The sequence below is a fragment of the Pseudoalteromonas sp. S4741 genome, assembly GCF_005886135.1.
GTDB classification, from domain to species: Bacteria; Pseudomonadota; Gammaproteobacteria; order Enterobacterales; family Alteromonadaceae; genus Pseudoalteromonas; species Pseudoalteromonas tetraodonis.
Map to the genome: position 1 here is coordinate 17,796 of NZ_PNCN01000051.1, position 24,755 is coordinate 42,550.

General features: G+C 41.1%; 23 protein-coding genes and 1 pseudogene. 16 read left to right on the forward strand and 8 right to left on the reverse strand.

What is annotated here, in order from left to right; all coding sequences use genetic code 11:
• The first annotated feature begins 135 nt into the window (after window positions 1-135).
• From CWC30_RS08545 to CWC30_RS08575, 7 genes are all read left to right on the forward strand, one after another.
• Window positions 136-1,350, forward strand: a complete 1,215-nt coding sequence (locus CWC30_RS08545; RefSeq protein WP_138626867.1) for an acetate kinase — start codon at window positions 136-138, stop codon at window positions 1,348-1,350.
• A 1-nt stretch (window position 1,351) separates the two neighbouring features.
• Window positions 1,352-3,505, forward strand: coding sequence for a phosphate acetyltransferase (gene pta, locus CWC30_RS08550; RefSeq protein ID WP_138626868.1), 2,154 nt, complete (start codon window positions 1,352-1,354; stop codon window positions 3,503-3,505).
• A gap of 221 nt (window positions 3,506-3,726) precedes the next feature.
• Entirely contained in the window at window positions 3,727-4,113 is a 387-nt protein-coding gene (locus CWC30_RS08555) for an ACT domain-containing protein (protein WP_138626869.1), read from the forward strand.
• 3 nt (window positions 4,114-4,116) lie between these two features.
• Entirely contained in the window at window positions 4,117-4,614 is a 498-nt protein-coding gene (locus CWC30_RS08560; protein WP_138626870.1) for a PTS glucose transporter subunit IIA, read from the forward strand.
• Window positions 4,615-4,618: 4 nt separating this feature from the next.
• Window positions 4,619-4,963: an ArsC family reductase gene (locus CWC30_RS08565; RefSeq protein WP_138626871.1), complete on the forward strand. Its 345-nt coding sequence runs from the start codon at window positions 4,619-4,621 to the stop codon at window positions 4,961-4,963.
• On the forward strand, window positions 4,963-6,093 hold the full coding sequence (dapE, locus tag CWC30_RS08570) for a succinyl-diaminopimelate desuccinylase (protein ID WP_138626872.1): 1,131 nt from the start codon (window positions 4,963-4,965) through the stop codon (window positions 6,091-6,093). Before CWC30_RS08565 ends, dapE begins: the two co-directional genes overlap by 1 nt.
• The gene (locus CWC30_RS08575; protein ID WP_036982866.1) at window positions 6,093-6,788 is read left to right on the forward strand and encodes a M15 family metallopeptidase; all 696 of its coding nucleotides are present in this window, start codon (window positions 6,093-6,095) and stop codon (window positions 6,786-6,788) included. Before dapE ends, CWC30_RS08575 begins: the two co-directional genes overlap by 1 nt.
• On the opposite strand, the gene CWC30_RS08580 is transcribed toward CWC30_RS08575, so the two are convergent.
• Window positions 6,775-7,650 carry a DMT family transporter gene (locus CWC30_RS08580; RefSeq protein ID WP_138626873.1) on the reverse strand — a complete coding sequence of 292 codons (876 nt, stop codon included), beginning with the start codon at window positions 7,648-7,650 and terminating at the stop codon, window positions 6,775-6,777. The genes CWC30_RS08575 and CWC30_RS08580 overlap by 14 nt on opposite strands.
• 216 nt (window positions 7,651-7,866) lie before the next feature.
• Here CWC30_RS08580 and CWC30_RS08585 point away from each other — a divergent pair, with 216 nt between their 5' ends.
• The 4 genes from CWC30_RS08585 to CWC30_RS08600 are packed head-to-tail and all read left to right on the forward strand — an operon-like array spanning window position 7,867 to window position 10,778.
• The gene (locus CWC30_RS08585) at window positions 7,867-9,231 is read left to right on the forward strand and encodes a COG3014 family protein (protein ID WP_138626874.1); all 1,365 of its coding nucleotides are present in this window, start codon (window positions 7,867-7,869) and stop codon (window positions 9,229-9,231) included.
• An 8-nt stretch (window positions 9,232-9,239) separates the two neighbouring features.
• Window positions 9,240-9,665, forward strand: coding sequence for a YcfL family putative periplasmic lipoprotein (locus tag CWC30_RS08590; RefSeq protein ID WP_036982869.1), 426 nt, complete (start codon window positions 9,240-9,242; stop codon window positions 9,663-9,665).
• A gap of 11 nt (window positions 9,666-9,676) precedes the next feature.
• Window positions 9,677-10,294, forward strand: a complete 618-nt coding sequence (lpoB, locus tag CWC30_RS08595; RefSeq protein WP_051894383.1) for a penicillin-binding protein activator LpoB — start codon at window positions 9,677-9,679, stop codon at window positions 10,292-10,294.
• 16 nt (window positions 10,295-10,310) lie between these two features.
• Window positions 10,311-10,778 (forward strand): outer membrane lipoprotein, encoded by a 468-nt coding sequence (locus CWC30_RS08600; protein WP_036982871.1) that lies wholly within the window; start codon window positions 10,311-10,313, stop codon window positions 10,776-10,778.
• Window positions 10,779-10,876: 98 nt separating this feature from the next.
• Here CWC30_RS08600 and CWC30_RS08605 read toward each other — a convergent pair whose 3' ends face one another.
• On the reverse strand, window positions 10,877-11,323 hold the full coding sequence (locus CWC30_RS08605; RefSeq protein ID WP_138626875.1) for a DUF4826 family protein: 447 nt from the start codon (window positions 11,321-11,323) through the stop codon (window positions 10,877-10,879).
• A gap of 119 nt (window positions 11,324-11,442) precedes the next feature.
• Entirely contained in the window at window positions 11,443-12,837 is a 1,395-nt protein-coding gene (locus tag CWC30_RS08610; RefSeq protein WP_138626876.1) for a M28 family peptidase, read from the reverse strand.
• Between the two features lie 346 nt (window positions 12,838-13,183).
• On the opposite strand from CWC30_RS08610, the gene CWC30_RS08615 reads away from it, so the two are divergent.
• From CWC30_RS08615 to yddG, 3 genes are all read left to right on the forward strand, one after another.
• A complete protein-coding gene (locus CWC30_RS08615; protein WP_249929838.1) occupies window positions 13,184-13,372 on the forward strand; it encodes a phosphate-starvation-inducible PsiE family protein in 189 nt (62 codons plus the stop codon).
• Window positions 13,373-13,483: 111 nt separating this feature from the next.
• Window positions 13,484-15,331, forward strand: a complete 1,848-nt coding sequence (locus CWC30_RS08620) for an ABC transporter ATP-binding protein (RefSeq protein WP_036982874.1) — start codon at window positions 13,484-13,486, stop codon at window positions 15,329-15,331.
• A 182-nt stretch (window positions 15,332-15,513) separates the two neighbouring features.
• Window positions 15,514-16,416: an aromatic amino acid DMT transporter YddG gene (gene yddG / locus CWC30_RS08625; protein WP_138626877.1), complete on the forward strand. Its 903-nt coding sequence runs from the start codon at window positions 15,514-15,516 to the stop codon at window positions 16,414-16,416.
• A gap of 52 nt (window positions 16,417-16,468) precedes the next feature.
• Here the strand turns inward: yddG and CWC30_RS08630 are convergent, their stop codons facing one another.
• Window positions 16,469-16,888, reverse strand: a complete 420-nt coding sequence (locus CWC30_RS08630) for an MAPEG family protein (RefSeq protein ID WP_036982878.1) — start codon at window positions 16,886-16,888, stop codon at window positions 16,469-16,471.
• Between the two features lie 280 nt (window positions 16,889-17,168).
• Between CWC30_RS08630 and CWC30_RS18735 the strand changes: the two genes are divergently transcribed.
• Window positions 17,169-17,333, forward strand: coding sequence for a hypothetical protein (locus tag CWC30_RS18735; protein WP_249929839.1), 165 nt, complete (start codon window positions 17,169-17,171; stop codon window positions 17,331-17,333).
• Between the two features lie 317 nt (window positions 17,334-17,650).
• On the opposite strand, the gene CWC30_RS08640 is transcribed toward CWC30_RS18735, so the two are convergent.
• From CWC30_RS08640 to CWC30_RS08655, 4 genes are all read right to left on the reverse strand, one after another.
• Window positions 17,651-18,772 (reverse strand): ABC transporter permease, encoded by a 1,122-nt coding sequence (locus CWC30_RS08640; RefSeq protein WP_138626878.1) that lies wholly within the window; start codon window positions 18,770-18,772, stop codon window positions 17,651-17,653.
• 2 nt (window positions 18,773-18,774) lie between these two features.
• Complete coding sequence (gene rbbA / locus CWC30_RS08645; protein ID WP_138626879.1) at window positions 18,775-21,564, reverse strand: ribosome-associated ATPase/putative transporter RbbA; 2,790 nt, start codon at window positions 21,562-21,564, stop codon at window positions 18,775-18,777.
• Window positions 21,564-22,568 carry an HlyD family secretion protein gene (locus CWC30_RS08650; protein ID WP_138626880.1) on the reverse strand — a complete coding sequence of 335 codons (1,005 nt, stop codon included), beginning with the start codon at window positions 22,566-22,568 and terminating at the stop codon, window positions 21,564-21,566. The genes rbbA and CWC30_RS08650 overlap by 1 nt, the downstream gene beginning before the upstream one ends.
• A gap of 355 nt (window positions 22,569-22,923) precedes the next feature.
• On the reverse strand, window positions 22,924-23,937 hold the full coding sequence (locus CWC30_RS08655) for an endonuclease/exonuclease/phosphatase family protein (RefSeq protein WP_138626881.1): 1,014 nt from the start codon (window positions 23,935-23,937) through the stop codon (window positions 22,924-22,926).
• A gap of 234 nt (window positions 23,938-24,171) precedes the next feature.
• Between CWC30_RS08655 and avtA the strand changes: the two are divergent.
• A pseudogene (avtA, locus tag CWC30_RS08660) lies at window positions 24,172-24,736 on the forward strand (valine--pyruvate transaminase); the annotation flags it as partial.
• Window positions 24,737-24,755: the final 19 nt, after the last annotated feature.

Genomic DNA, 24,755 nt, shown 5'->3' on the forward strand with positions numbered 1-24,755 from the left:
GCATAAATTATCGAAAGAATTCCACAAAGCCTCTTTTAATAAAGTCAACTACACTTTAGTCTATACCCATTTAAGCCTACAATGCTTATATATCAACCAAGTGTACTGATTAATATTTAAATGGAAAATGATTCTATGCCAACTCTGCCAAAAAAACCAAACCATGTTTTGGTACTTAATTGTGGAAGCTCAAGTTTAAAGTTTGCAATTATTGATGCAAACACAGGAAAAGACATTATTTCAGGTTTAGCTGAGCGCCTAGGTGCAGATGCTCCCTCAATAAAATATAAATTTAAGGGAGAAAAGACCACCATTAAACTTGCTGCTAATCAGGCACACGCGCATGCCATTGATACGCTGGTTGATTTAATAAAAGATCACAATCTTGATGAGCAACTAGTTGCTGTTGGTCATCGTGTTGTGCATGGTGGTGAGCATTTTACCCAATCAGTATTAATTGATGAACGCGTTACTGCAGGTATCACGCAAGCAGCCACGCTAGCACCTTTGCATGGCCACGCTAACTTGCTGGGTATTTCATCAGCGCAAGCATCATTTAAAAACTTACCGCAAGTAGCCGTGTTCGATACAGCATTTCATCAAACAATGGATGAAGTCGCTTATCTTTATGCCCTTCCTTATCAGCTTTATAAAGACTTTGGTGTTAGGCGCTATGGTTTTCATGGCACCAGCCATTTATATGTGGCAGGACAAACTGCGAAGTTGTTGGCACTTCCTATTGAAAACAGTAACTTTATTAGCGCCCACTTAGGAAACGGCTGTTCAGTGTGTGCGATTAAAAATGGCAAAAGTGTTGATACCAGTATGGGGTTAACCCCGCTTGAAGGGCTTGTTATGGGTACGCGCTGTGGTGACATTGATCCGGGCCTATTTAACTTTTTAACCACGCAACTCGATTACACTGCTCAGCAAATTGATGACTTACTCAATCAAAAAAGTGGTTTATTAGGCATAAGCGAGTTGTCTAACGATTGTCGCACCATAGAAGAAGCCGCTATTGCAGGCAACCAGCAAGCTATGCTGGCTCTTAATATGTTTTGTTACCGCCTCGCAAAACAAATAGCCGCTTACATGGTCCCGCTGCAACAGCTAGACGCAGTTATTTTTACCGGCGGTATTGGCGAAAATTCCGATATTATCCGTGATAAAGTACTTAAACAATTGGCCTTTTTAGGTATTAATTTAGACCCACAAGCAAACCTTGATGCACGTTTTGGCCAAGCTGGGTTAATTAGTACAGCTGATTCACGTAGCAAAGCGGTTGTTATGCCCACTAACGAAGAATGGGTGATCGCACTTGATGCCGCAAACATTACCAAGGAGTTATAATATGGCTCGTCGTATTATGTTGATCCCCGTTTCTACTGGGGTTGGTTTAACCTCAGTATCGGTGGGTTTGGTAAGGGCGCTGGAACAGAAAACTGTTAAAGTTAATTTTTTTAAACCTATAGCTCAACCACGCGCGGGTGAAACAGGCCCAGAAAAGTCAACACAAATTGTTACCCAAGGCTCACCTATTGATCCACCTACGTCATTTGCGCTGGATTACGCCGAGCAAATGATTGGCGATGGCAAAGGCGATGACCTGCTAGAAGAAATTGTAGAGCGTTTTCAAAGTAAAATTAACGATGATGAAGTGGCAATTATTGAAGGCATGGTGCCTACTCGTCGCCAACCGTATGCGGGGAGAGTAAATCGCGAAATCGCACAAACTTTAGGGGCGGATATCGTTTTTGTACTTACCCCTGGCAATTACAACATTACTCAAATTGAAGACCGACTAGAAATAGCCGCTGGTAACTATGGTGGTATTGACCACCCTCGCGTGCTTGGCTGTATTTTTAATAAAGTAAACGCCCCCCTTGATGAGGAAGGTCGTGCTCGCGCCGATTTAGTCGATACCTATAAGCCAGAAGCGCTTGATAACGAATTAAACCGCTTAGCTTCTTTACCTATTTTTAGAAAAAACCCGTTTATGTTACTCGGCGCTATTCCGTGGGATTTTGAACTGGTTGCCCCACGTGTTAAAGATTTAAGTGCCTATTTAAAAGCCACTATTATCAACGAAGGCGATATGGTACACCGCCGACTCAGACGAATTACATTTTGTGCCCGCACGGTATCCAATATTTTAAACTATTTTACGCCAGGTGCGTTATTGGTTACCCCTGGCGATCGCTCAGATATACTCGTTGCAGCTTGCTTATCGGCCATGAATGGCACAAAACTAGGTGCAATTTTACTTACCGGTGGTTTTGAGCCTGAGCCGCGTATTATGGCGCTATGTGAACAAGCTATGCAAACTGGCCTACCAATTTTGGCAACCGAGGGCGATACCTGGCGCACTTCTTTATTGCTGCATAACTTTAATCTAGAAGTGCCTAGCGACGATGAACAACGCATTGAAAAAGTAAAAGATCATAACGCTGCACATATCGATTCTGATTGGCTGGACACATTAGCAAAAAGTGTAGGAAAAACCCGCAAGTTATCCCCGCCGGCCTTTAGGTATTTATTAACCGATAAAGCACGTAAAGCGGATAAAACGATTGTACTGCCTGAGGGTAACGAGCCTAGAACCATTAAAGCCGCTGCTATTTGTGGCCAGCGCGGCATTGCTAAAACAATTTTACTTGGCGATCGCGATGAAATATTTCGAATCGCGGAGCAACAAGGGATTGAACTGAACGAGCATGTGACTGTAATAGAGCCAACCAGTATTATTAATGACTACGTAGCACCTATGGTCGAAATTCGTAAAAACAAAGGCTTAACTGACGTTATTGCAAAGGAACAACTGCAAGATAACGTGGTACTGGGCACCATGATGCTAGAGCAAGGAAAAGTAGATGAGCTGGTTTCAGGGGCAGTCAATACCACGGCTAATACCATTCGCCCGCCTTTACAGTTGATTAAAACCGCACCAGGTTCATCATTAGTCTCGTCGGTATTTTTTATGCTTTTGCCTGATCAAGTGCTTGTTTATGGTGACTGTGCTATTAATCCTGATCCTAATGCTGAACAACTAGCCGACATTGCAATTCAATCTGCCGATTCTGCTGCCGCATTTGGCATAGAACCTCGTGTAGCAATGATAAGTTACAGCACGGGTAATTCGGGCAGTGGCGCTGATGTAGAAAAAGTCCGCGAAGCAACAAAAATTGCCCAACAAAAGCGTCCTGATCTCATTATCGATGGGCCATTGCAATACGATGCGGCCATTATGGAAAGTGTAGCTATTAAAAAAGCGCCAGATAGCCCGGTTGCCGGTAAAGCAACCGTGTTTATTTTCCCTGATTTAAATACGGGTAATACCACCTACAAAGCAGTGCAACGAAGTGCTGATTTGACCAGTATTGGTCCTATGTTACAAGGCATGCGCAAACCTGTTAACGACTTAAGCCGTGGCGCATTAGTTGACGATATTGTGTATACCATTGCTTTAACAGCCATTCAGGCGGCGCAAGTAGAAGCGCTTAATTAAGGCCTGTAATTAACATGCCTTTTTTATAGCCTAGCCATTTTTTATTTAATAATCAAATGGTTAGGATATTTATACCTCACAACCCCCAAGCTTATCCACAGAAATTGTGGACAATTATTTTTTAGCTAATAAAAATATAGCACGGCCTAAACTTGAGCCTTTAATTTAGCTTCAATACTCTATACTATAAAGCTATTATTTTGCTGCTGGCGATACGTTTAATGTCAAAACAAACATTACAATTACACAGCACCGTGTTATCTATTCATAGTTTAGCCCTTGATGCTGACATACCGCCTGAGTTGTTAAAGCAACCGTTATTTTTTATCTCAAAAACGCATGATGAACTGTCAGTTGTTTGCCCTGTCGACTTTATTATTGATAGCCAAGACACTGAATCTAATTGGCAAGCACTGGAAGTAATAGGCCCTTTAGGGTTTTCGTTAACTGGCATTATGGCAAACCTGTCAGGCGTATTAGCCAGAGCCGGCGTGTCCATTTTTTCGATATCGACCTACGATACCGACTATATTTTAGTAAAAAAACAAACGGTCACCAAAGCAATTACAGCCCTTAAAGCCGATGGCTACAACGTGGTAACTCAATAAATAATGAAATCTGAAGACGTTAGCTATTTAACTAAAAATAAAATTCCCCGAAACGCGATACAAATCACGAGCCCATTCAGTGGTAAAGTAATGCCAATGGAAGAGCATCCACAACCCTTTTTTCGTTTTGGCACACTCGGCCCGGGTATTGTTGTTAGTTTATCGAGTCATAAAGTATTAGCGCCCTTCAATGGCACCTTACTGCAGGTAAAAAGTGCCGGTTGTGAATTTATTTTAAAAGCCAATAACGGCTTAAAAGTATTAATAAACCTAGCTGTTCCCGATTCACAAACACTTACGCATACTCATATTGCTCAGCTTAACGACAGCAAAATAACCAAAGGCCAACGCCTTGCTTATTTTGATTTACGTGAGCTCGACTCGCCTATTTTAGCCAGCCTTATAATTCTCAATGGCCATAATTTAGGCACTTTTCATTATTCTCACCCGCAAGTTAATGCCGGTGTAGATACCTTATTAACTATTATTAAAAAGAAGTAGATTTATGATCACTCTCTATGGCATTAGCAACTGCGATACAATTAAAAAAGCAAAAAAATACCTAAGCGATAACGACATCGCATTCACTTTCCATGACTACCGCAAAGACGGCGTAAATAACGACATGGTAAGCGACTTTGCAGAACATATTGATTGGGAACAATTGGTTAATAAACGTGGCACAACGTACAGAGCGCTTACTGATGAGCAAAAACAAAGCTTGACTAAACAAACCGCTATAGATTTACTCGTTGAACAACCGGCGATGATCAAACGTCCTATTCTTGTTAATAACGGGCAATATCACTTAGGCTTTAAAGCAGCACAATACGATGAGATTTTTAAATAATGACCCATCCAGTAATTACCCTAGCCCAAGCCTTAATTCAGCGAGAGTCGGTTACACCTGAAGATGCCGGGTGCCAACATATGATGAATGAACGTCTAAGCGCCATTGGCTTTGATATTGAATCGCTATTTTTTACCGATACCCTAAACACATGGGCACGTAAAGGGACCCAATCGCCCCATTTTTGTTTTGCCGGTCATACTGATGTGGTGCCCACTGGGCCTGAAAAAAACTGGCAGCACCCGCCTTTTGCAGGCCTAATTGAAGACGGCTTATTGCATGGCCGTGGCGCTGCCGACATGAAAGGCTCATTAGCAGCGATGATTGTGGCAACCGAACGCTTTGTGACTAAGCATCCAGATCACAAAGGTTCCATTTCGTTTTTAATTACCTCAGATGAAGAAGGCCCGTTTATTAACGGCACTACCCGCGTTATTGATACTTTAGAGAAGCGCGGTGAAAAAATAGACATGTGCCTTGTAGGTGAACCCTCTTCTCGCGATGTACTCGGTGATGTGGTTAAAAATGGCCGCCGTGGTTCACTCACGGGGTTTTTAACTATAAAAGGCGTGCAAGGTCATGTGGCCTATCCACATTTAGCACAAAACCCAATTCATTTAGCCACGCCAGCTTTAACCGAGTTAAGCCAAACTGTGTGGGATATGGGTAATGATTTTTTTCCAGCCACCAGCTTTCAAATCTCTAATATTAATGGCGGTACGGGCGCAGGCAATGTGATCCCTGGGGAACTAGAGGTACAATTTAATTTTAGATTTAGTACCGAAGTTACTCATCAACAACTACAACAAAAAGTAAATTCCATTTTACAAAAACACAATTTAAATTATGAACTCAATTGGATTGTGAATGGCTTGCCGTTTTTAACCGATCACGGCCCATTGGTTGATGCCACCGTAGCCGCCATTAAATCGGTAACGGGGTTAACCACTAACTTAGAAACAACAGGTGGCACCTCAGATGGTCGTTTTATCGCACAAACGGGTGCTAAAGTTATTGAATTAGGGCCACGTAATGCCACTATTCATAAAGTGGACGAGTGTGTTAGAACCGACGACCTAATCGCGCTGGCCGATATTTACGAACAAATATTAGAGCACCTGTTAACTTAATGACTGCAAATAAAGAACTCATACAATGCATCACTGGCCAAAGTGATGCACATTTAGTTGCCATACAAAATCACTCTTTGCATGCCGATATTGTAAATGACTTTATTGCACTGCAAACAGCGGCTGCATCAGCAGGCTTTGACTTATGTATTGCATCAAGTTTTCGGGATTTTAACCGTCAATCAGCTATTTGGAACGCTAAATTTTCCGCTAAGCGGCCGGTATTAAACAAAGCCCAGCAACACGTTGATATTAATTCGCTCAGTGATATTGATAAATGCATTGCCATTATGCTTTATTCTGCGCTACCGGGGGCGAGTCGCCATCATTTAGGGACTGATTTAGATATTTACGATAAAGGCGCAGTAAGTGACGATTATGTTTTGCAATTGAGCCCTAATGAATATCAGCAAGGTGGGCCTTTTGCTAAATTAAGCCAATGGCTAGACACTCATCTAGCAGAATTTGGGTTTTATCGACCTTACCAGTACGACTTGGGCGGGGTAGCTCCTGAGCTTTGGCATATTAGCCACATAGCGCAATCAGCACAGCTTATTCGCCACCTTACGCCAGAAGTGTTGCACGACTGCATTAAACACAGTGATTTATTAGGTAAAGACGCTATTTTAACCCACTTACCTGCATTGTATGAACGCTTTGTGATCAATGTAAGTCCACCAGCTAAGCAGTTTTAGTCTTTTTATTTGTAGTAAAAACCAATACCGCTAGTAAAATGATACTGCTGGGGAGCATAAATTGTACAGTTAATGTTTCAGATAAAAATACAGCCCCTGCAATAGCCGCCAAAACGGGTACGCATAACTGCACTATGGCTGCATGCGTGCTCTTTAATAGTGGCATAGCCACATACCAAATACTGTACCCTACGCCAGATGCGATGGCACCTGAGGCTATTGCAAGTAACGCTCCTTCGATACGTATATTTTTAAGCTGGCTCATTCCCACCACAATTAAAATAGGTAGCACTAATAAACTACGTATAAAATTAAAGGTAGTGGCTCTTAGCGGCGACATACACGCCTTGCCACGAATACTGTAAATTCCCCACGCAATGCCACTTATACTCATTAATAATGCAGCCATCAGCGGTGGTGCTGTCTGTGAGGGCAGCATTAAGTAAACAAATGCCGCAAACGCCACTATAAATGCAAGCCATTGCATAGCACTTAAACGCTCTTGTTTATATATGCCCCAGCCAATCATTGTAAATTGCACCGCCGAGAATAAAATAAGCGCTCCCATACCGGTATCAAGCTCGATATAAGCAACAGAAAAACACAGCGCATATATCAATAAGCTAGCACTGCTTCGCCAACTGCCAGTATCGTTAATAATAGGATTACTTAACTGCGCTTTTTTATTTAACTGCCTAGTGTAGAGCAGCATAATAATGGTCAAACACACTGCCCCACTCATTAACCTAATAACGGTAAAATTCCACGCATCAATGTAGCCTTGCGCCAACGCTAACCGACACAATAACGAGTTTGCAGTAAAAGCAACTAACGCGATAATGGTAAACAGTGTTGCTTTCAAATTAATTCCTAACGTATTGATAAATATGTACCGTATTTATATACCGACTAAATTAACGCCCAATGTTGTAAACGTTAACATGGTTATTTTTTAAATGATAAAGTTTTTGTTAAGGGTTTTTGTTCTATGTTTATACACTACGCTTTTTTACAATCTTTCACACTTGTATTTATTGGCAGTATGTTAACCTTACAGAATAAATAAGAAGGAGTGCGTGTGCGTCACATTTTAACTTTTAGTCTTTGCTTTATTGTAAGTGGTTGTAGCACCATTGGCTTTGACGATCTCTTTAATGATTACGCCACTAATACCACCCCTATTAGACAAGCCATTACGAATAATAATATTGAGAGTGCACGCTCCTTAATAAGCAAAAACAGCAAAACACACAGTAATTATTTACTGAGCCAATTAGAGCAAGGCCGCATCGCGGATTTAGCCAATAACCCCGATAACGCACAAGTTCATTTTGAAAATGTCTATCAACAAATGCAATCTAAGCGCCAAGCTGCAAAAATACAAGTAAGTGCTGGGCTTGAGCAAAGTAATGCGCTGTTAACCAACGACTCAGCTATTGGTTATACACCGCCCGCCTACGAAATGAGTATGTTGCATAGCTACAAAGCGCTCAATTATGTTTATAAACATGATATTGAAAGCGCCTTAGTTGAAATACGCCGTGCTAATAAAGTACAAGTTGATGAACTATTAAATAATCAAAGCGAATTTGATAATGGCGTTGCCCAAGCACAGCAACACTACCCCGATATGGATAACTTAATTCGCTCGGTTAAAAATGGCTTTCAAAATGCGTACACGTTTTATTTATCGGGCTTGCTATATGAAACGGCAAAGCAAGGAGGTGATGCCTACATAGACTATAAAAAAGCGCTCGAAATACAACCTAACAATCCGTATTTACAACACGATGTACTGCGTCTTGCTAAGCAACAAGGTTTTGCTGATGACTTTAACCAATTTAAACGCCAGTTTGGCGAAGTTAACAGCTTAGAAAAAAACCAAGGTGAAGTGGTTATATTATTCGAACAAGGCCTGATACCAAAACAACACGAATTTAAATTACGATTACCCATTTATACTTCACAAGGAGACGCCCGCTTTTATAGTCTCGCCATGCCCATTTATATAAATAATGCTTATGAAAGCACCGTTAACAACGTCAAAATTAATGACCATGTATTATCACTAAGCCCGTTAGTACACTTAGAAGCACTGGCCGCTAAAACGTTAGAGCAGCAAGTTGCTGGGCGCGTATCGAGACAAATATTTCGCTTAGTGGCGAAAGAAAAGCTGCGCGCTGAGCTTGCCCGCAGTGGCGGTGATGTGGGGAATATTTTAGCAAACTTATATAATCTTGCATCTGAGCAAGCCGATACTCGCAGCTGGCTTACCTTACCCAATCAAATTAGTCTTGCCCGCAGTGCAGTGGCTGCAGGCGAACATACCTTAAATGTTGGCTCACAACCGCCAATAAATTTTACCGTTAGTAAGCAAAGGTTAACGTTAATCTACCTAACCTCTGTTAATAACTATTTTAACTCCCATGTAGTGCAACTTTAGGAGCCATCATGAAATACATACTCCCCATTATTGCGTTGTTTATGCTTAGTGCATGTAGCAGCCGACCTGTAACCTCAGGCATTGGAGTTGAACAAACTACCAACGCCTACAAAGAGCAGCTCAATGTTAACAATCCACAGTTAGCAAAAAAGCTATTAATTAGTGATGTAAAAACCCGTCAAACAAATAACTTAACCGACGTGGTAGTCACCTTGGCGAGTACCTATAAAAAGTCACAATATTTACAGTATCAATTTAACTGGTTTGATAAAGATGGCTTTGTAATTAAAGGCAACCACTCGCCGTGGCAAGCCCTCACATTATTTGGCTTTGCTAAAACTCAGCTTGCAGGACTCGCGCCTAGCCCTAATGCCGTTACTTTCTCTTTAGCTGTAAGAGAAGTGTCTACTGAAGCTCAAAAATTTAAAGATTAAAGGAAACCATGATGATCAATAAACAATTTAAATCACTCTCTGGCTATGCAATTTTAGGCTTAGCCGCACTCACACTAACCGGCTGTGCTAATAAAGCAGTCGTTAGTTATGGTGATGCCCAAGCCGTAGAAACCACAGATATAAACTTTGGCTCTACCGACCTACAAAAAGTAGCCTCGCAAATGACCGACTCACTGCTCAGTTCGCCAGTGGTTGGTACTATGACTGCCAATACACGCCCTGTGGTATTTGTTGAGCGTATTAAAAACAAGACCAGTGAACACATAGACACTGAGTCAATTACCGACTCAATTTCGACTCAATTACTTCGCAGTGGAAAATTTAGATTTGTTGATATGACCCGTGTAGAAGCGGTTCGTGAACAACTTACATTTCAAAATGAAGATGCACTGATCAATCCAAGCACTGCGGTGGCCTTTGGTAAACAAATTGGTGCGCAATATATGCTGTACGGTAATCTATCGAGCATTGTTAAATCCAATGCTGATAAAGCCGATGTGTACTACAAATTTACAATGCGCTTAATGGATATGCAAAGTGGCCTTGTTGAATGGGCTGACGAAACTGAAATTCGTAAAACCCGTGAAAAATCTACCTTTGGTTGGTAACTAACAGGAGCGAACCATGAAAACACTTAGCTTATTTTTATGCACTTTATTAATATTTAGCGCCCCCACTTTTGCCAAGTATGAACGCAATAAAGCCGTTCCTGTGCAGCAAGTACTATTTGGTAAAGTGAAGTCGGTGCGCAACATTACAGAGCAACAATTGGTTCACGATAAAAGTAACGGTTGGAAAACCTTTGGGGGTGCCCTATTAGGTGGTGTTATTGGTAACCAGTTTGGTGGTGGCAGCGGTCGCACAGTAGCGACGATTTTAGGATCAGTGATTGGTGGTAATGTTGCGCATAATCAGCAACAGACACAACGCTATGAAAACCTCCAATTAGTTGAACTACTAATACAAGTAGAAAGTGGTGAACAATTTATGGTGGTACAAGACAACGATCCCGCTATGCCTTTTCACCAAGGTGATAATGTGCGCCTTATTTATTTAACTAATAACACAGTCCGCGTAGATAGCGCTTATTAGAGTCTATTTATGTTTCGAGCTTAATTATTAAAGTTCCAACAAAAAACCTAACTTAGGTCGCTAAGTTAGGTTTTTTTTAATGTATTCACTTTTATTTATTAAGCGGGTTCTTTTGCCCAAAGCTGCTCGTTTTCATGCATTTCATATAAACCATGTGCACGGTTAATCAGTAAATTTGCAAAATCAGCTTGGGTTTTATCTCGCGCACCCCCGGTAATAATTTGATCGGCCTTTAACTGCCACTGCAGTGAAAAATAACGCATAGCATCGCGTGCATCTTTTGCTGCAGATGCTTCAGCGTGATCGGTTGGTAAACGACCGGTGATCACCCAGTAGCTTTTACCGTTTTGCGCTTTAAATTTCCAAAGCGCACATAAAGGCGCTAAAAAGCGACTTTCTTTTTCAAGCAATGTTTTGGGCATAATGCCTTTTTCAGCTAAATGCTTTTGCGCATTTTGAAAGCATTCGCGCTGCCATTGAATTTCTTGTTGCTGAAGTTCAGCTTGCTGCTCTGGTGTTAATGGTTTTTGTTCTTGTTGCTGCATTTTAATAACCTTTTTACTTCTTTGTTTACACTTTAAGGGCATAACAAATAAGGCGCAAGCATAAATAGCGTGCTTAACACCTTATTCGCAGCTGTTTGCTGGGTTTTTAAGCAAACCGATTATTTTATGTTGTGATCAAACGACCCCACATCACCGGGGAACACCACTGGCGATTCAACACCCTGTTTATTCACGCTAGCAACGCCAAAATAGTAGTTATCAATAACCACATTTTTAAGCGTAAACTCGCTTACATTATCAACCCATTGGCTGTATTGCCATTGTGGCTCACTCGTATAGCGCCAGTAAATTTTGTAACCGGCAATATTTTTATCTTCCGATGGTTGCCAAGAAAGTGTGGTACTGGCGCGTACGGCACCACTAATTTTCACTTCTTTCGGTGGCGCTGGTGCCCATGCCATTGACGCTAGGCTCACCGCATTCAATGACGTGAGTTTTGCGGCGTAATCAAAATCAACCCCATCGATGGTATCACCGTACACTATGCCATTTTCGGTGCGTAGGTCTTGATGTTGACGGTCGTAATGCTCGTTAGTTTCCATTATACGTACAGCCGCAAAGCCCGCATCATTAAATGGGCGATGATGCCCTCCTCGAGCAAATCGGTCGAGTCTGTATACCAGCATAGTGTCTAAATTTTCAATGTACTTATCGGCAATGGTGTCTATGTAACGCGCTAAATTACGACTCGCTGAGTCAACTTCGCCACCTGTAAAACGACGAGTACGCGCTTGCTCTTTGGTTTCAACCACTCGCGTCCCTTCTGAAAAAATGCGTGCAGTGGTGTTATCGGTTACGCCATTAATACCGGTAATATTACCAATCATGTCGTTATTTAAAACACCATGAACCTGCCAATTATTTTTTTGCGCATAAGCGGTTAAAATTTTACCGCCAAATAAACCTTGCTCTTCACCTGAGAGCGCCGCGTAAACAACCGAGCCATTAAATGTATATTTCGATAAAACACGCGCTGCCTCAATAACACCGGCAATCCCTGAAGCGTTATCGTTTGCACCTGGCGCATCGCTGGTAAAATCCATTACATCACTAACGCGCGAGTCTATATCACCCGACATCATCACCATACGATTAGGCTCAGTACTGCCGCGCTGAATCGCAATTATGTTAACCACTTCTACAGGGTTAGGAATGCGCTTTTCTCCCGAAATGGTTTGTTTTACCTCTATTATTTCTAAGCAGCCACCACATTGTGCCGAAATCGCTTCAAATTCTTTTTTAATCCAACGCCTTGCAGCGCCAATACCACGTGTATCAGACTTAGTCTCTGATAGCGTATGTCGCGTACCAAAACTCACCAGCGTTTGAATATCACTCTCAATACGCTGCGCCGAAATTTCTTGTGCAATTTTATGCAATGATGCTTGTTGTGTAGACTCGCCAGCAAAGCTTGTAAGCGTTACAGAGCATAATGATGTCAACACACCATACTTTATAAGTCGATTAACTAACTTTAAACCTAAATAAGACATCGCATTGTTATCCTCATAATGAATGCTACCAACATGACAGCAGAAACCAATAACCGCAAACCTTTTGAGATAGACACTAAAAATCACACGCTTAATTACAGATTATTAACACCTTGAATTTTACTTACAATTTAACCCTCACCAAACAAGTCCTCTGTTCAAGCACACTATTTTAATAAAAATAATCACTTATACTGTTTTGACCGTATATAGTGCTAAACAAAATTAATCAGCTATCATTTTATAAAGGCTAATTTAATCAATAAGGTGCTGAAATAACATGAAGAAACACGAAAAATTACCAGATGATCATGTTGATCCCCTGATTTACTAAATCCGGTTATATTTGGGCTCTAGCTCGCTGCCCGTTGAACTGGTTATTGCTACCGCATTGATGGTTGTGGCGTGTAAAATTATTGTCCTCGATTTAAAATTAGTGACCTCAGAGCAAATTGTTGGCCTGGCGTTAGTTACTTTAGCACTGGGTATATCGTATTGGCTGGTAAAAAATAAAACCGGCCACACTAAGCTATAAACGGTTAACTCAACTTAAGTTAACCGACGCACACCTCATTCCCACTGCGCCTTTGTGTTTTACAATGGTATAATGGGACATCTTTATAAAATATTTAATTAAGCAGTTAATATGTATCGACTATTTGAACGGATGACTAAACCGTTCCCAGAGCGTTCTCCATCTCAGCCTCCTAAAACCCTTTTTGCATTTTGTCGTCACTACACTAAAGGCATGGAACTGTCGTTAGTGCTTATGTCGCTCAGTGCCGCATTATTAGCCATTTTAGAGGTGTCTTTATTTAGTTATATGGGACAACTGGTTGACTGGCTTGGCGAGTACACACCTGAAGAGCTGTTTTCGCAGCAACAATCCGCGTTAATAAAAATGGGGTTAATGCTTTTAGTCGTCATGCCTGTAGTGGTGTTTTTTAGATCAGCTATTTTACACCAAGCGCTATTGGGGAATTACCCTATGTCGATTCGTTGGTTGGCACACCGTTATCTACTGCGTCAAAGTGTCAGCTTTTATCAAAACGAATTTGCTGGGCGTATCGCTACAAAAGTATTACAAACCTCATTAGCAGTACGTGAGTCAGTCACTAAGTTACTTGATGTACTGATGTACATTGCTGTTTACTTTGGCTCAATGGTGTTTTTAGTGGCCGCCTCAGACTGGCGTTTAATGTTGCCATTATTAGTGTGGTTAGCATTGTATATTTGCGTGCAAATTTACTTTGTACCCCGATTAAAAAGTATTGCAAGTTCACAAGCTGATGCACGCTCAGAAATGACCGGCCGTATCGTCGACAGCTACACAAATATTTCAACCATTAAGCTGTTTTCTTACACTCAACGCGAAGAACAATACGCTAAACAAAGTATGGATGTATTTTTACAGCCTGTTTATAAACAAATGCGCTTGGTCACCAGCTTAAACGTGGTTATTCAAAGCTTAAACTATTTGTTAGTGTTTTCGGTAGCAGCTGTGTCCTTGTATTTATGGTCGTTAAGCGCCATTAGTGCAGGAGCGATTGCCGTGGCATTGAGTTTATCATTAAGGCTCAATGGCATGGCCCAATGGATCATGTGGGAAATTAGCAGCTTGTTTGAAAACATTGGCACCGTGGCTGATGGCATGCGCACCCTTTCTAATCCTATTGCGGTTGATGACAAACCAGAAGCCGAAACGTTAAAGGTCACCCAAGGGGCAATCGACTTTAATAATGTACATTTTAACTACGGTAAAGCCGCGAATGAAAATAACCGTGGCCCCGTAATAAACGGATTAAACTTAAACATTAAACCCGGTGAAAAAATCGGCTTAGTGGGTCGCTCTGGCGCGGGTAAATCTACATTAGTTAACTTGTTGCTGCGCTTTTACGACACCGACAAAGGCAGCATTAGTATTGATGGCCAAAATATTACGGATGTAAGCCAAGAAAGCCTTCGCCGCTATATTGCTATGGTTACCCAAGATACATCCCTACTACATCGCTCAGTAAAAGATAACATTTTATACGGCAGACCCGATGCCACAGAAGCCGAAATGCTCGATGCGACTAAGCAAGCCAAAGCCCTTGATTTTATAACCGATTTAGAAGATAGCAAAGGCAATAAAGGTTTTGATGCGCAAGTAGGCGAACGAGGGGTCACCCTATCAGGTGGTCAACGCCAACGTATTGCCATTGCACGCGTACTACTTAAAAACGCACCAATCCTTATACTTGATGAAGCCACCAGCGCTTTAGACTCAGAAGTCGAAGCGGCTATTCAAGCAAGCTTAGATGATTTAATGACAGGTAAAACAGTAATCGCCATTGCCCATCGATTATCGACCATTGCACAAATGGACAGACTCATCGTGCTTGATGAAGGCGGCGTTGTAGAGCAAGGCAGTCACGATGAATTAATTGCCCAAGGCGGCATTTATGCTGCTCTTTGGGCACATCAAACCGGCGGCTTTATTGGCGTTGAGTAATTAAACTAATTGAAGGCGGGCTATTATTATAGCCTGCTCTTGTTAACTAAAATTAAACTTATTCTTTGATTTTAAAGCTATTTATAGTTATTTAGTCGAATTTTATAGTCTACCTCTTGCCCCACTGTTTTTAAAATGTCACATTCGCGACTGACTTTTTATCATTCATCAAGCAATTCACCATGTCATTTTTAAGCAAACATAAATACACCCTCTATGGGGTGTTCGCTATTTTACTTTGGAGCAGTTTAACTGCCTTTATTCGTGATTTATCAGAGTTATTTAGCCCTATTGGCGGTGCTGCTTTAATTTACAGCGTCAGTGCGATTTTTTTAATACTAGTCATGGGTGTACCAAGGCTAAGCAATTACCCAAAACGCTATTTAGTCTTTGGTGGCAGCTTATTTGTTATTTACGAAATGTGTTTAGCGTTATCCCTCGGCTTTGCAAATAGTCGCCAGCAAGCGTTAGAAATGGCAATTATTAACTACCTTTGGCCAGCGTTAACCATATTATTATCGATTATTGTTAACCGCACTAAAGTAAGCGTATTAGTCTACCCGAGCATACTGATTGCATTTTTAGGCGTTGCATGGTGTATTGCAGGCAACAGTGGTTTATCTATGGCTGTATTAACCGCTAATATTAGCGACAACCCATTGCCCTACTCTATGGCGTTTGCAGCAGCGTTTATTTGGGCTGTGTATTGCAGTGTAACGGTTAAACTTAGCGAGGGTAAAAATGCCATTAGTGTATTTTTTGCAGCCACGGCAATCTCTTTATGGATAAGTTACGGACTGAGTAATGAACCCAGCTTTGAGTTTAACGTATATTCTAGTTTTACTTTATTGCTGGCAGGGGTGGTTATTGGTGGAGGTTACGCACTATGGAACCAAGCAATAATTGGCGGTAACCTAGTGTTGTTAGGCACCTTGTCTTACTTTATTCCTGTATTGTCTACGCTATTTGCCTCTATTTACTTATCACTATCGCTCACCAACGCATTTTGGCAAGGCGTAGTATTAGTTACATTAGGCTCATTAATGTGTTTTATTGTGACGCGAAAAACAAAGCCAGCCCAATAAAATAAGTAAGCGAAAAGCTAGGGACTGTCTGCTTTTCGCTTTAATCATTTAATTAGCTTGCTAATCGCAGTCCTAACAGCACTAACATCACAATGTTTGCAATCACACCGATTAAAAAGAAGTAACTACGCGGGCTGGGGTTTTTCTCTGTGGCAATGGCGTAATACAGTGCCATATGAATTAAACGTGCAATAACGTAAACCCAAATACAGATTGCAAAAACCGAACTGTGGTAATTCATCACAAAGGCAAATAAAACCGTTCCTATAAATAACGCACTGTTTTCTAATGTGTTATGAAAGGTGCGATGCGCTCTAAATATAAAACTCTCATGAGATAGGTCTTTATCAATTTTTCCTGGTACAGCTCCAGGCTGTTTGGCTTTACTAAACGTCGCCACTGCCCACTGAACTAACATCATAATTAAATATAAATAAAATGCTATAAACGCTGAATGTGCTATATCGGTCATTGTTTAATCCTTTGTGTTGTTATTAGAGTAGTAGTTACAGCAACTATCAAGCCAAAGATAAGCCACTGATGTATATAGTAATTACTTTTTAGTAAAATAAATTTTTGTAATAGATTCATTCTTTATATAAAACTTACTCTATCACAGCGTCTTGGTATTTTTTTAGAGTCTGAGCGCAACTTAAAATCAGTACTAATTACGTATTTTTATAATTTTTATTTTAGCATTTATTCTAAGTGTTGTTTTATGGTGTTACTGATAACGGAACGGTAAAATGAATATGATGAATAAAATAACCAAATGCTTGGTAACCTTAGCGCTATTGAACTGTGTATCAGCGCCCGCTTTTTCAGCTCAATATGAAATCGAAAAAGGTGAAAACTTGGCTAAGTTGGCACAATACAAAGACGTAGCCACCATTAAACGCAATTTCGCAAAAAAATAGCGCTTAATTACAGTGTATTAAACGCTGATCTTATACAAACGCTAAGCCAATATAAACTGGTTTTGAATGCGGATCAGCTACCGTCTTTAGGTATGCACACACAACAAAATACTCGTTTAGCAAACAACGCGTTACAACAACTGAAAGGTTTACCACTTAACCCAAGACTAAACTAAGTCAAACCCATTCGCTTAATAATTATTGCGGATGGTATCACTCCCCCATACTTCAATAGCCACCCTTAGCGCTTTAACGTTAACGGGTGGCTTTATCTTAAACAGCCACTTTTTTGAAAACACGCGTTATATTTTAATACCCTAACCTTGCGCCACTGATTTACGAAAGCGCATTAATGCAACAGTAAAAAACACACTGCCAATAACAGTTAATGCTAAAAAGTAAGGCCAAACTACATCCCCCCCTGCTCCTCGGTATAAAATAGCTTGAGCAAATTTTACAAAATGCGTTGTTGGCGCCAATAACATAATATTTTGCACCACCTCAGGCATACTTTCACGCGGCGTAACACCGCCAGAGAGCATTTGTAATGGTAATAAAATTAAGATCATCAGTAACCCGAGTTGCGGCATGGTGCGCGCCTGTGTGCCTAACAATATACCCAGCGATGTGGTCGCAAATAAATGAATAGCAACGCCAAATAAAAATAAGCCTGGCGAGCCATGAATAGGCACTTGTAACAAACCTTCGATCACAATAAATAATGAAAACGCAGTTAGTAATAAAATCACTAACCCATTGGCCCAAATTTTCGCCATCACTATTTCAAAGGGGCTTAATGGCATCACTAATAAATGCTCTAATGTGCCATGTTCGCGTTCACGGATCACCGCGGCGCCAGTTAAAATAATCGAAATCATTGTGATCACGTTCATTAATTCCATCACGCTACCAAACCATACACTTGTCATGTTTGGATTAAACATAATGTGCGCCGATTGCTTTATTGGCAGTGAATAAACGGTTCGATAACCTTGCACAAACTCATTTACTTCACCGTTAATAATGGTTTGAATATAGTTATCACCAATAAATGCTTGCGACATGCGCGTAGCATCTATATTTACTTGAATTGTAGGTTGCTTAGCTGCAAGTACATCACGCTCAAAATAAGGCGGGATATTAAGCACAAAAGTATAGCGGCCATTATCCATAGCTGAGTCAACATCGCTTAATGAAATACTGTCTGGCGTTTTAAAGTAAGGCTCATAAAAGGCATTAATAATACGCTTAGATAATTGCGATTGGTCGTGATCAACAACTGCAATCGGCGCATTATTTAACTCTATCGACGTGGCTGAAGCCACCACATAAATCAACCCAGTAAAAGCAAAAAAAACAAATAGCAGTAAAACCTTATCACGCCATAAACTACGCAACTCTTTAATACCTAAATTAACAATATTTCCGTGACGTTGCATGGCTATTTGTCCTGCTTTGGAAGTAAAAATACACTGGCCAGAGTCAGCACAGGTATAAAAGCGAATAAAGGCAGTAGCTGGGCTGATAAATCAGAAAAATTAAGCGCTTTATTAAAGACCCCTCGACACGCCTCTAAAAAGTAGGTAGTCGGAAACAGTTTGCCTATAATCGCGCCAAACCCTTCTAAGGAAGAAACAGGGTCAATTAACCCACAAAAGTTAACGGCAATCATTAACACAACCACCGTAGTGGCTGCCAATGCTGAAATTTGTGTTTTTGTAAAAGCCGAAATTAACAGCCCGACTCCGGTAGTCGCTGTAACGTATAATAATGCAGCCAAACTAAGCGCCCAAAAGCTGCCTTTTAGCGCCACACCAAACACAGTAATAGCAAGTGCGACTAAGCCAAAAAAGCTGATCATACTCACTAAAATGTAAGGCAGCTGTTTGCCAATAATAAATTCCAGCCGGTTAACCGGTGTTACATATAAGTTTATGATTGAACCCAACTCTTTTTCCCGGACTACGCCAAGCGCCATCAATATCGCAGGAATAAATACCAATAGTAGTGGAATAACCGCCGGCACCATGGCCTCAATGCTTTTAAAATCTTGGTTATAACGATAGCGAGATTCAATATTAGCTGGCACTAAGTTTGGTACTTGTGCATAAGTGCGCAAAGATAAGTTGGTTAAATAGCTGTAATACACGCCGCTCATATAACCATTAATCGTTTCTGCCCTAAACGGCATAGAACCATCAATCCACACTACAATTTCAGGTTTACGGCCGCGTTTAAATTGCTGAGCAAAGTTAGGTGGAATTTCAACGGCCACGCTTAACTCACCACTTCGCATTCGTTTATCAAGTTCTTGCGGGCTTTTAATATCTGCTCTTTGGATAAAGTAACGTGAACCTGCCATATTTTGAATGTAGTTGCGGCTCTCGGGCGATTGGTCTTGATCTAGTACCGCAAAGCTTAAATCTTCAACATCAAATGTAATGCCGTAACCTAAAATAAACAGTAAAATTATCGAGCCCAGCAAAGCAAACGTTAGGCGAATAGGATCGCGCCATAACTCTAGCGTTTCGCGATGCGCATAACCAAATAACCGCAACAAACTAAATGCGGGGTTAATGTTATTTTTACAAGTAGCGGGCGCTGAATCCAATGCTTTGGTTTTATCCGTTATCGATGCTTGTATCGCCGGGCTTGCTCCGGCTGCATTTACCGCCTCTTCTAAATATTCAATAAAGGCAGCTTCTAGTGTGTCGGTATTACGCGCTTGGCACAGTGCAGCTGGCGTATCGCTGGCAAGTATTTTACCTGCATGCATTAACGAAATTCTATCGCAACGTGCCGCTTCATCCATAAAGTGAGTCGAAATAAAAATAGTCACGCCTTGTTCGCGCGAAAGCTCAATGAGTAGCTGCCAAAAGTCATCCCTCGCAACGGGGTCTACCCCCGATGTGGGCTCATCAAGTATGAGCATTTCAGGGCTATGTACTACCGCAACAGCAAGCGATAAACGCTGGCGAATACCTAAGGGCAAATCGGTAGGAAAATCGTCACTGTATTTTTTAAGGTTAAACCGAGTAATTAAATCTTTAACGCGCGGCTCTATTTTCTCTGCAGGCAAGTGAAATAAACGCGCATGCAATACCAAGTTTTGCTTTACTGTAAGCTCGTTATAAAGCGAAAACGCTTGTGACATAAAACCAACGCGTTTGCGGCTTTCGATGTTATTGGCATCGACCTTTTCACCAAACAATTTTGCTTCGCCACTGGTTGCCGGTTGTAACCCCGTAAGCATTTTCATTGTGGTGGTTTTTCCACAGCCATTTGAGCCTAAAAAGCCAAAAATTTCACCTTGTTCAATACTCAAGCTCACCTTGTTAACGGCGGTAAAATCACCAAATGTTTTACATAATCCATTTGCTTCTATAGCGAACTGAGTTGTGTTTATGTCTTGTTTGCGAGGTGGCACAACTAACCGCTGATGATCATGGCGCTTTTCTTCAGGAAGTAATGCTATAAACGCCTCATCAAGCGATTCTTTATTCGTTTGCGTTTTTAGGTTTTGTGGGCTGCCCGTACCGATTACTTTTCCATCGTCCATAGCGACTAGCCAATCAAAATCATCGGCTTCTTCCATGTAGGCGGTCGCAACCAGTACGCTCATCTGTGTATTTTCAGCGCGAATACTGTTTATTAATTGCCAAAATTGACGACGCGATAACGGATCAACCCCGGTTGTTGGCTCATCTAAAATTAATAATTGAGGGTCATGGATCAGTGCGCAGCACAAACCGAGTTTTTGTTTCATCCCGCCAGAGAGCTTTTCTGCGGGGCGATCGGCAAATGCCTCTAAGCCTGTACTTTTTAAAAGGTTATTAATTCGTTGTTTTCGCTCGGCTTTATTTTGAGAAAATAGACGACCAAAAAAATCTATATTTTCAAACACAGAAAGTGTTGGATACACATTTTTGCCAAGTCCTTGAGGCATGTAAGCAATGCGTGGCGACACCGTATTACGAAAACCACTGCTGCGCATATTGCCGTTTAATACCTCAACCTCCCCTTCTTGAATCGTCCTTGCCCCTGCGATAAGTGCCAACAAGCTTGATTTTCCTACGCCATCAGGGCCTATAAACCCGACCATTTTCCCGGCAGGTAATGAAATACTAATGTTGTCAAGCACGCGATTATTAGCATAGCGATGGCTCACCTTAGTAAGCCTAACCACACTTTCACTTGATGGCTGTTGAATGTTTTTATCGTCGTTATCCATTATTCAGGCACTCGTACCTGTAATGACGTAGGCCAATTTTTTTCAGGCGCTAACAACACATAAGCAAGCCCTGGCACCCCTGTTTTTACTTGTTTGATATGATCTTTTAATAACTGCGAGTCGAGCTTTACCTTAACTCTAAACATCAGTTTATCGCGCTCGTTTCGGGTTTCTACCGATTTAGGGGTAAATTGCGCCTGTGCAGATACAAACGTCACTTTAGCCGGTAATGTATACTCGGCAATAGCATCAATAACAATGCGCGCTTGTGAGCCTATTGTTACCTTGCCCGCTTGCGCTGTTGGTAAATATATACTCATATAAACATCGGTTAAATCCAATAACGATAAAACCTTACCACCACTGCCAAGCACTTCGCCAGGTTCAGCTAATCGATACAATATGCGTCCATTGATTGGTGCTGTGAGCGTGCTGTCGGCTATGTTGCTTTGTAATCGCTCAATACGTGCCTGCGCTGCTTCTATTTCAGCATCCGACTGCACAACTTTTACGTTTGCCGCGGTTAAAGCAGCTTGCGCAATAGTAGAGGTGGTTCGTTGTTGATCAACCACTTCTTTTGAAATATGGCCTTTTTCCAATAATTTTGCAGAGCGGCGCAATTCAGTTTGTGCAAAATTAAGCTCACTTTTATGCTGCTCTACAATCGCTAATGCGTATTTACGAGACTCATTAGCAACACGAAGCCCCGCCTGAGCTTCACGTAACTGTGCATTTAAATCATCAGTGTCAATAACCGCTAACGTTTGACCCGCTTTGACCATATCGCCTTCTTGCACCATAACGTCAACTAAGCGGCCCGGTAATTTTGTAACAATATCGTACTCAGTCGCTTCAATTCGCCCATTTCCATAGGCAACACTGTCAGGGAGTTGTTCAGCAAATGATGTAGGCTGCAAGGTTTGCCAAGCATACCAGCCAGCCCCCCCCACAATGACCAAAACAGCGAGCTTACTCAAAGATTTGAACGTTGATTTAATTGTCATGTGCTAAAACTCCATGTATGTATAAAGTAATGTAAGTGAGGGTAGTCAAGGTAAAAATTTTTATGATACAGCACGCTATTTGTTATATTAAAGCAACCCTGCCTTGAAAGTACAACATGGGTAGTTGTAATAAGCAATTTAAACGAACTTAAAAATCCAGCGTCACTAATCTACCATCCTCACCGTTAATAAAGGTGATGTGGATCAATATAAATTAGAGTTAATGCACTATTTATTAGTGATTTTTTAAAACAGCAGGATAAAAGAAAGGGATAACATCAAGGCACCTACTGAGCGCCTTAATATTAATTATGTCAGCGGCAGATTAGCTTATAATTTTTAGTAACAAAATCCGTCACGACCTTAATGCTAAGCTAATCAATACCACGCCATGATCGGTGCTTAAATCATCACGCTCAAATTCAGGGTTAATTAAATGACGATCGTAAGTATGGTACTGCCTCACCTCAAAAAAGCTGTCGTCGTAACTTGAGTCAAACTCGCAAGATAGCAAAATATAGTCAAGCACTGAGCTGCTCGCGCCAATATAATGGGTAGGCTTTCGCTTTAAATCTACTGTATTTTCATTATTTTGATTAGCCGAATTTAATTGCGACCTTGTAAATAACTGCCACGCGTCGTTAAGGCAATATTTTGCAAGGTAAGTGTTACTGTCAAACGTCGGGGCAAAACGCAGCGTATTAGTTAACAAATGGCTTAATACACCATCGGCTAAGTTGTTATTAAAATCGCCCATTAAAACCATTGGGTTTTGTGCAGATTCGCGGCGTGCAATGATGTCTATCATCAGCAATGTAGCCTCACTGCCGCGCTGAATTGTTGAGCCCCAACTCCCTGCTATATCGGCTTTTAATAGCTCGATAATGTTTTTTTCGGGTGTGAGATCTTGGTTTTGCTCATCGAGCTCTATCATTGAGCGCTTAGACTTAAAATGCACCACATAGCAATCGGTATTGCCGATATGCGGTAAGGTTATTGTAGCTCTAAGCACCTTTCGGCTAAATGTAAAATCCTCAGTTAAGCCAAGGGTTTTAGCAAGCTCATGGTCATGCTCAACACTCGCCACTTCAACGATGGGATATTTAGCAGCAAGCGCTACTACAGGTCGTTTGTAAATAAAGTCGTCGATTACCTGGGGCTCATCTACCACGGCAAAGTACGCATAACCTTGCTCTTTAACTAATTCTTTAAGCGACTTAATACTAAATACTTCTTGAAAGCCAATCACATCAGGCTGATGCTCGGTTAAGTAATTTACAAGCCAACGCTGCTTTTTAGCCCACTGCTCTGCGGTGTATATGCGTTCAAATTCATAATAGGCATTAGGCGGCTCGAGGTAATTAAACAAATTAAAAGTAGCAATTTTAAGAATCGTATCAGTAATAACCGAATCGTCTGCTGTGGTGTTTAAAGGTGTTTTAGTGTGTGATTCAAGGTTGCTGATAAGGCTGCCCTACTTAAAATATTAAAAACGATCATAGCGGGTTATCGCTATAGTAATCTAAGCGGTGAAAATTTTTCAATATCAAATTCATAGTGTTAATTTACACTAACTTATCATTTTTTAAGGCACACGGTCATTATGGATTACTCAAACTTCGGCACTAAATTTACTCAACCTAATGGTATTACTCAGTTAATTGAAGATTTAGGCGATGCTAAAAACAGTAACAATCCAAATATTGTTATGCTCGGTGGTGGTAATCCGGCCTTAGTGCCTGAGGTTAATAATTTTTTATCAATGAGTTACAAAAGTTTGTTGTGAATAATACACTTTCCAACGTATTCAGACTTTACGATGGCCCTGCGGGTAATGGCAGCCAAGCCAATTTTTTGTTATTCAATCTGTTAGCTGGCAGTATGCCTGATGGAAGCCATAAAAAGGTTTTATTTCCGCTGGCACCTGATATGTAGGCTATGCAGATCAAGGCTTAACAGACGATATGTTTGTAGCAACAAAGCCCGATATCGAAATTTTAAATACTGAAAGTGGCTCAAACCAATTTAAATATATCATTAAATTTAAAGCTGTTGAGCAAGTATTAGCAAGCGACAGAAGCATTAGCGTACTGTGTGTGTCTTGCCCTACTAACCCTATAGGTTATGTCATCACTGATGAAGAAGTACAGCATCTCGATTTATTAGCTAACCTGAGCTGCACATAAG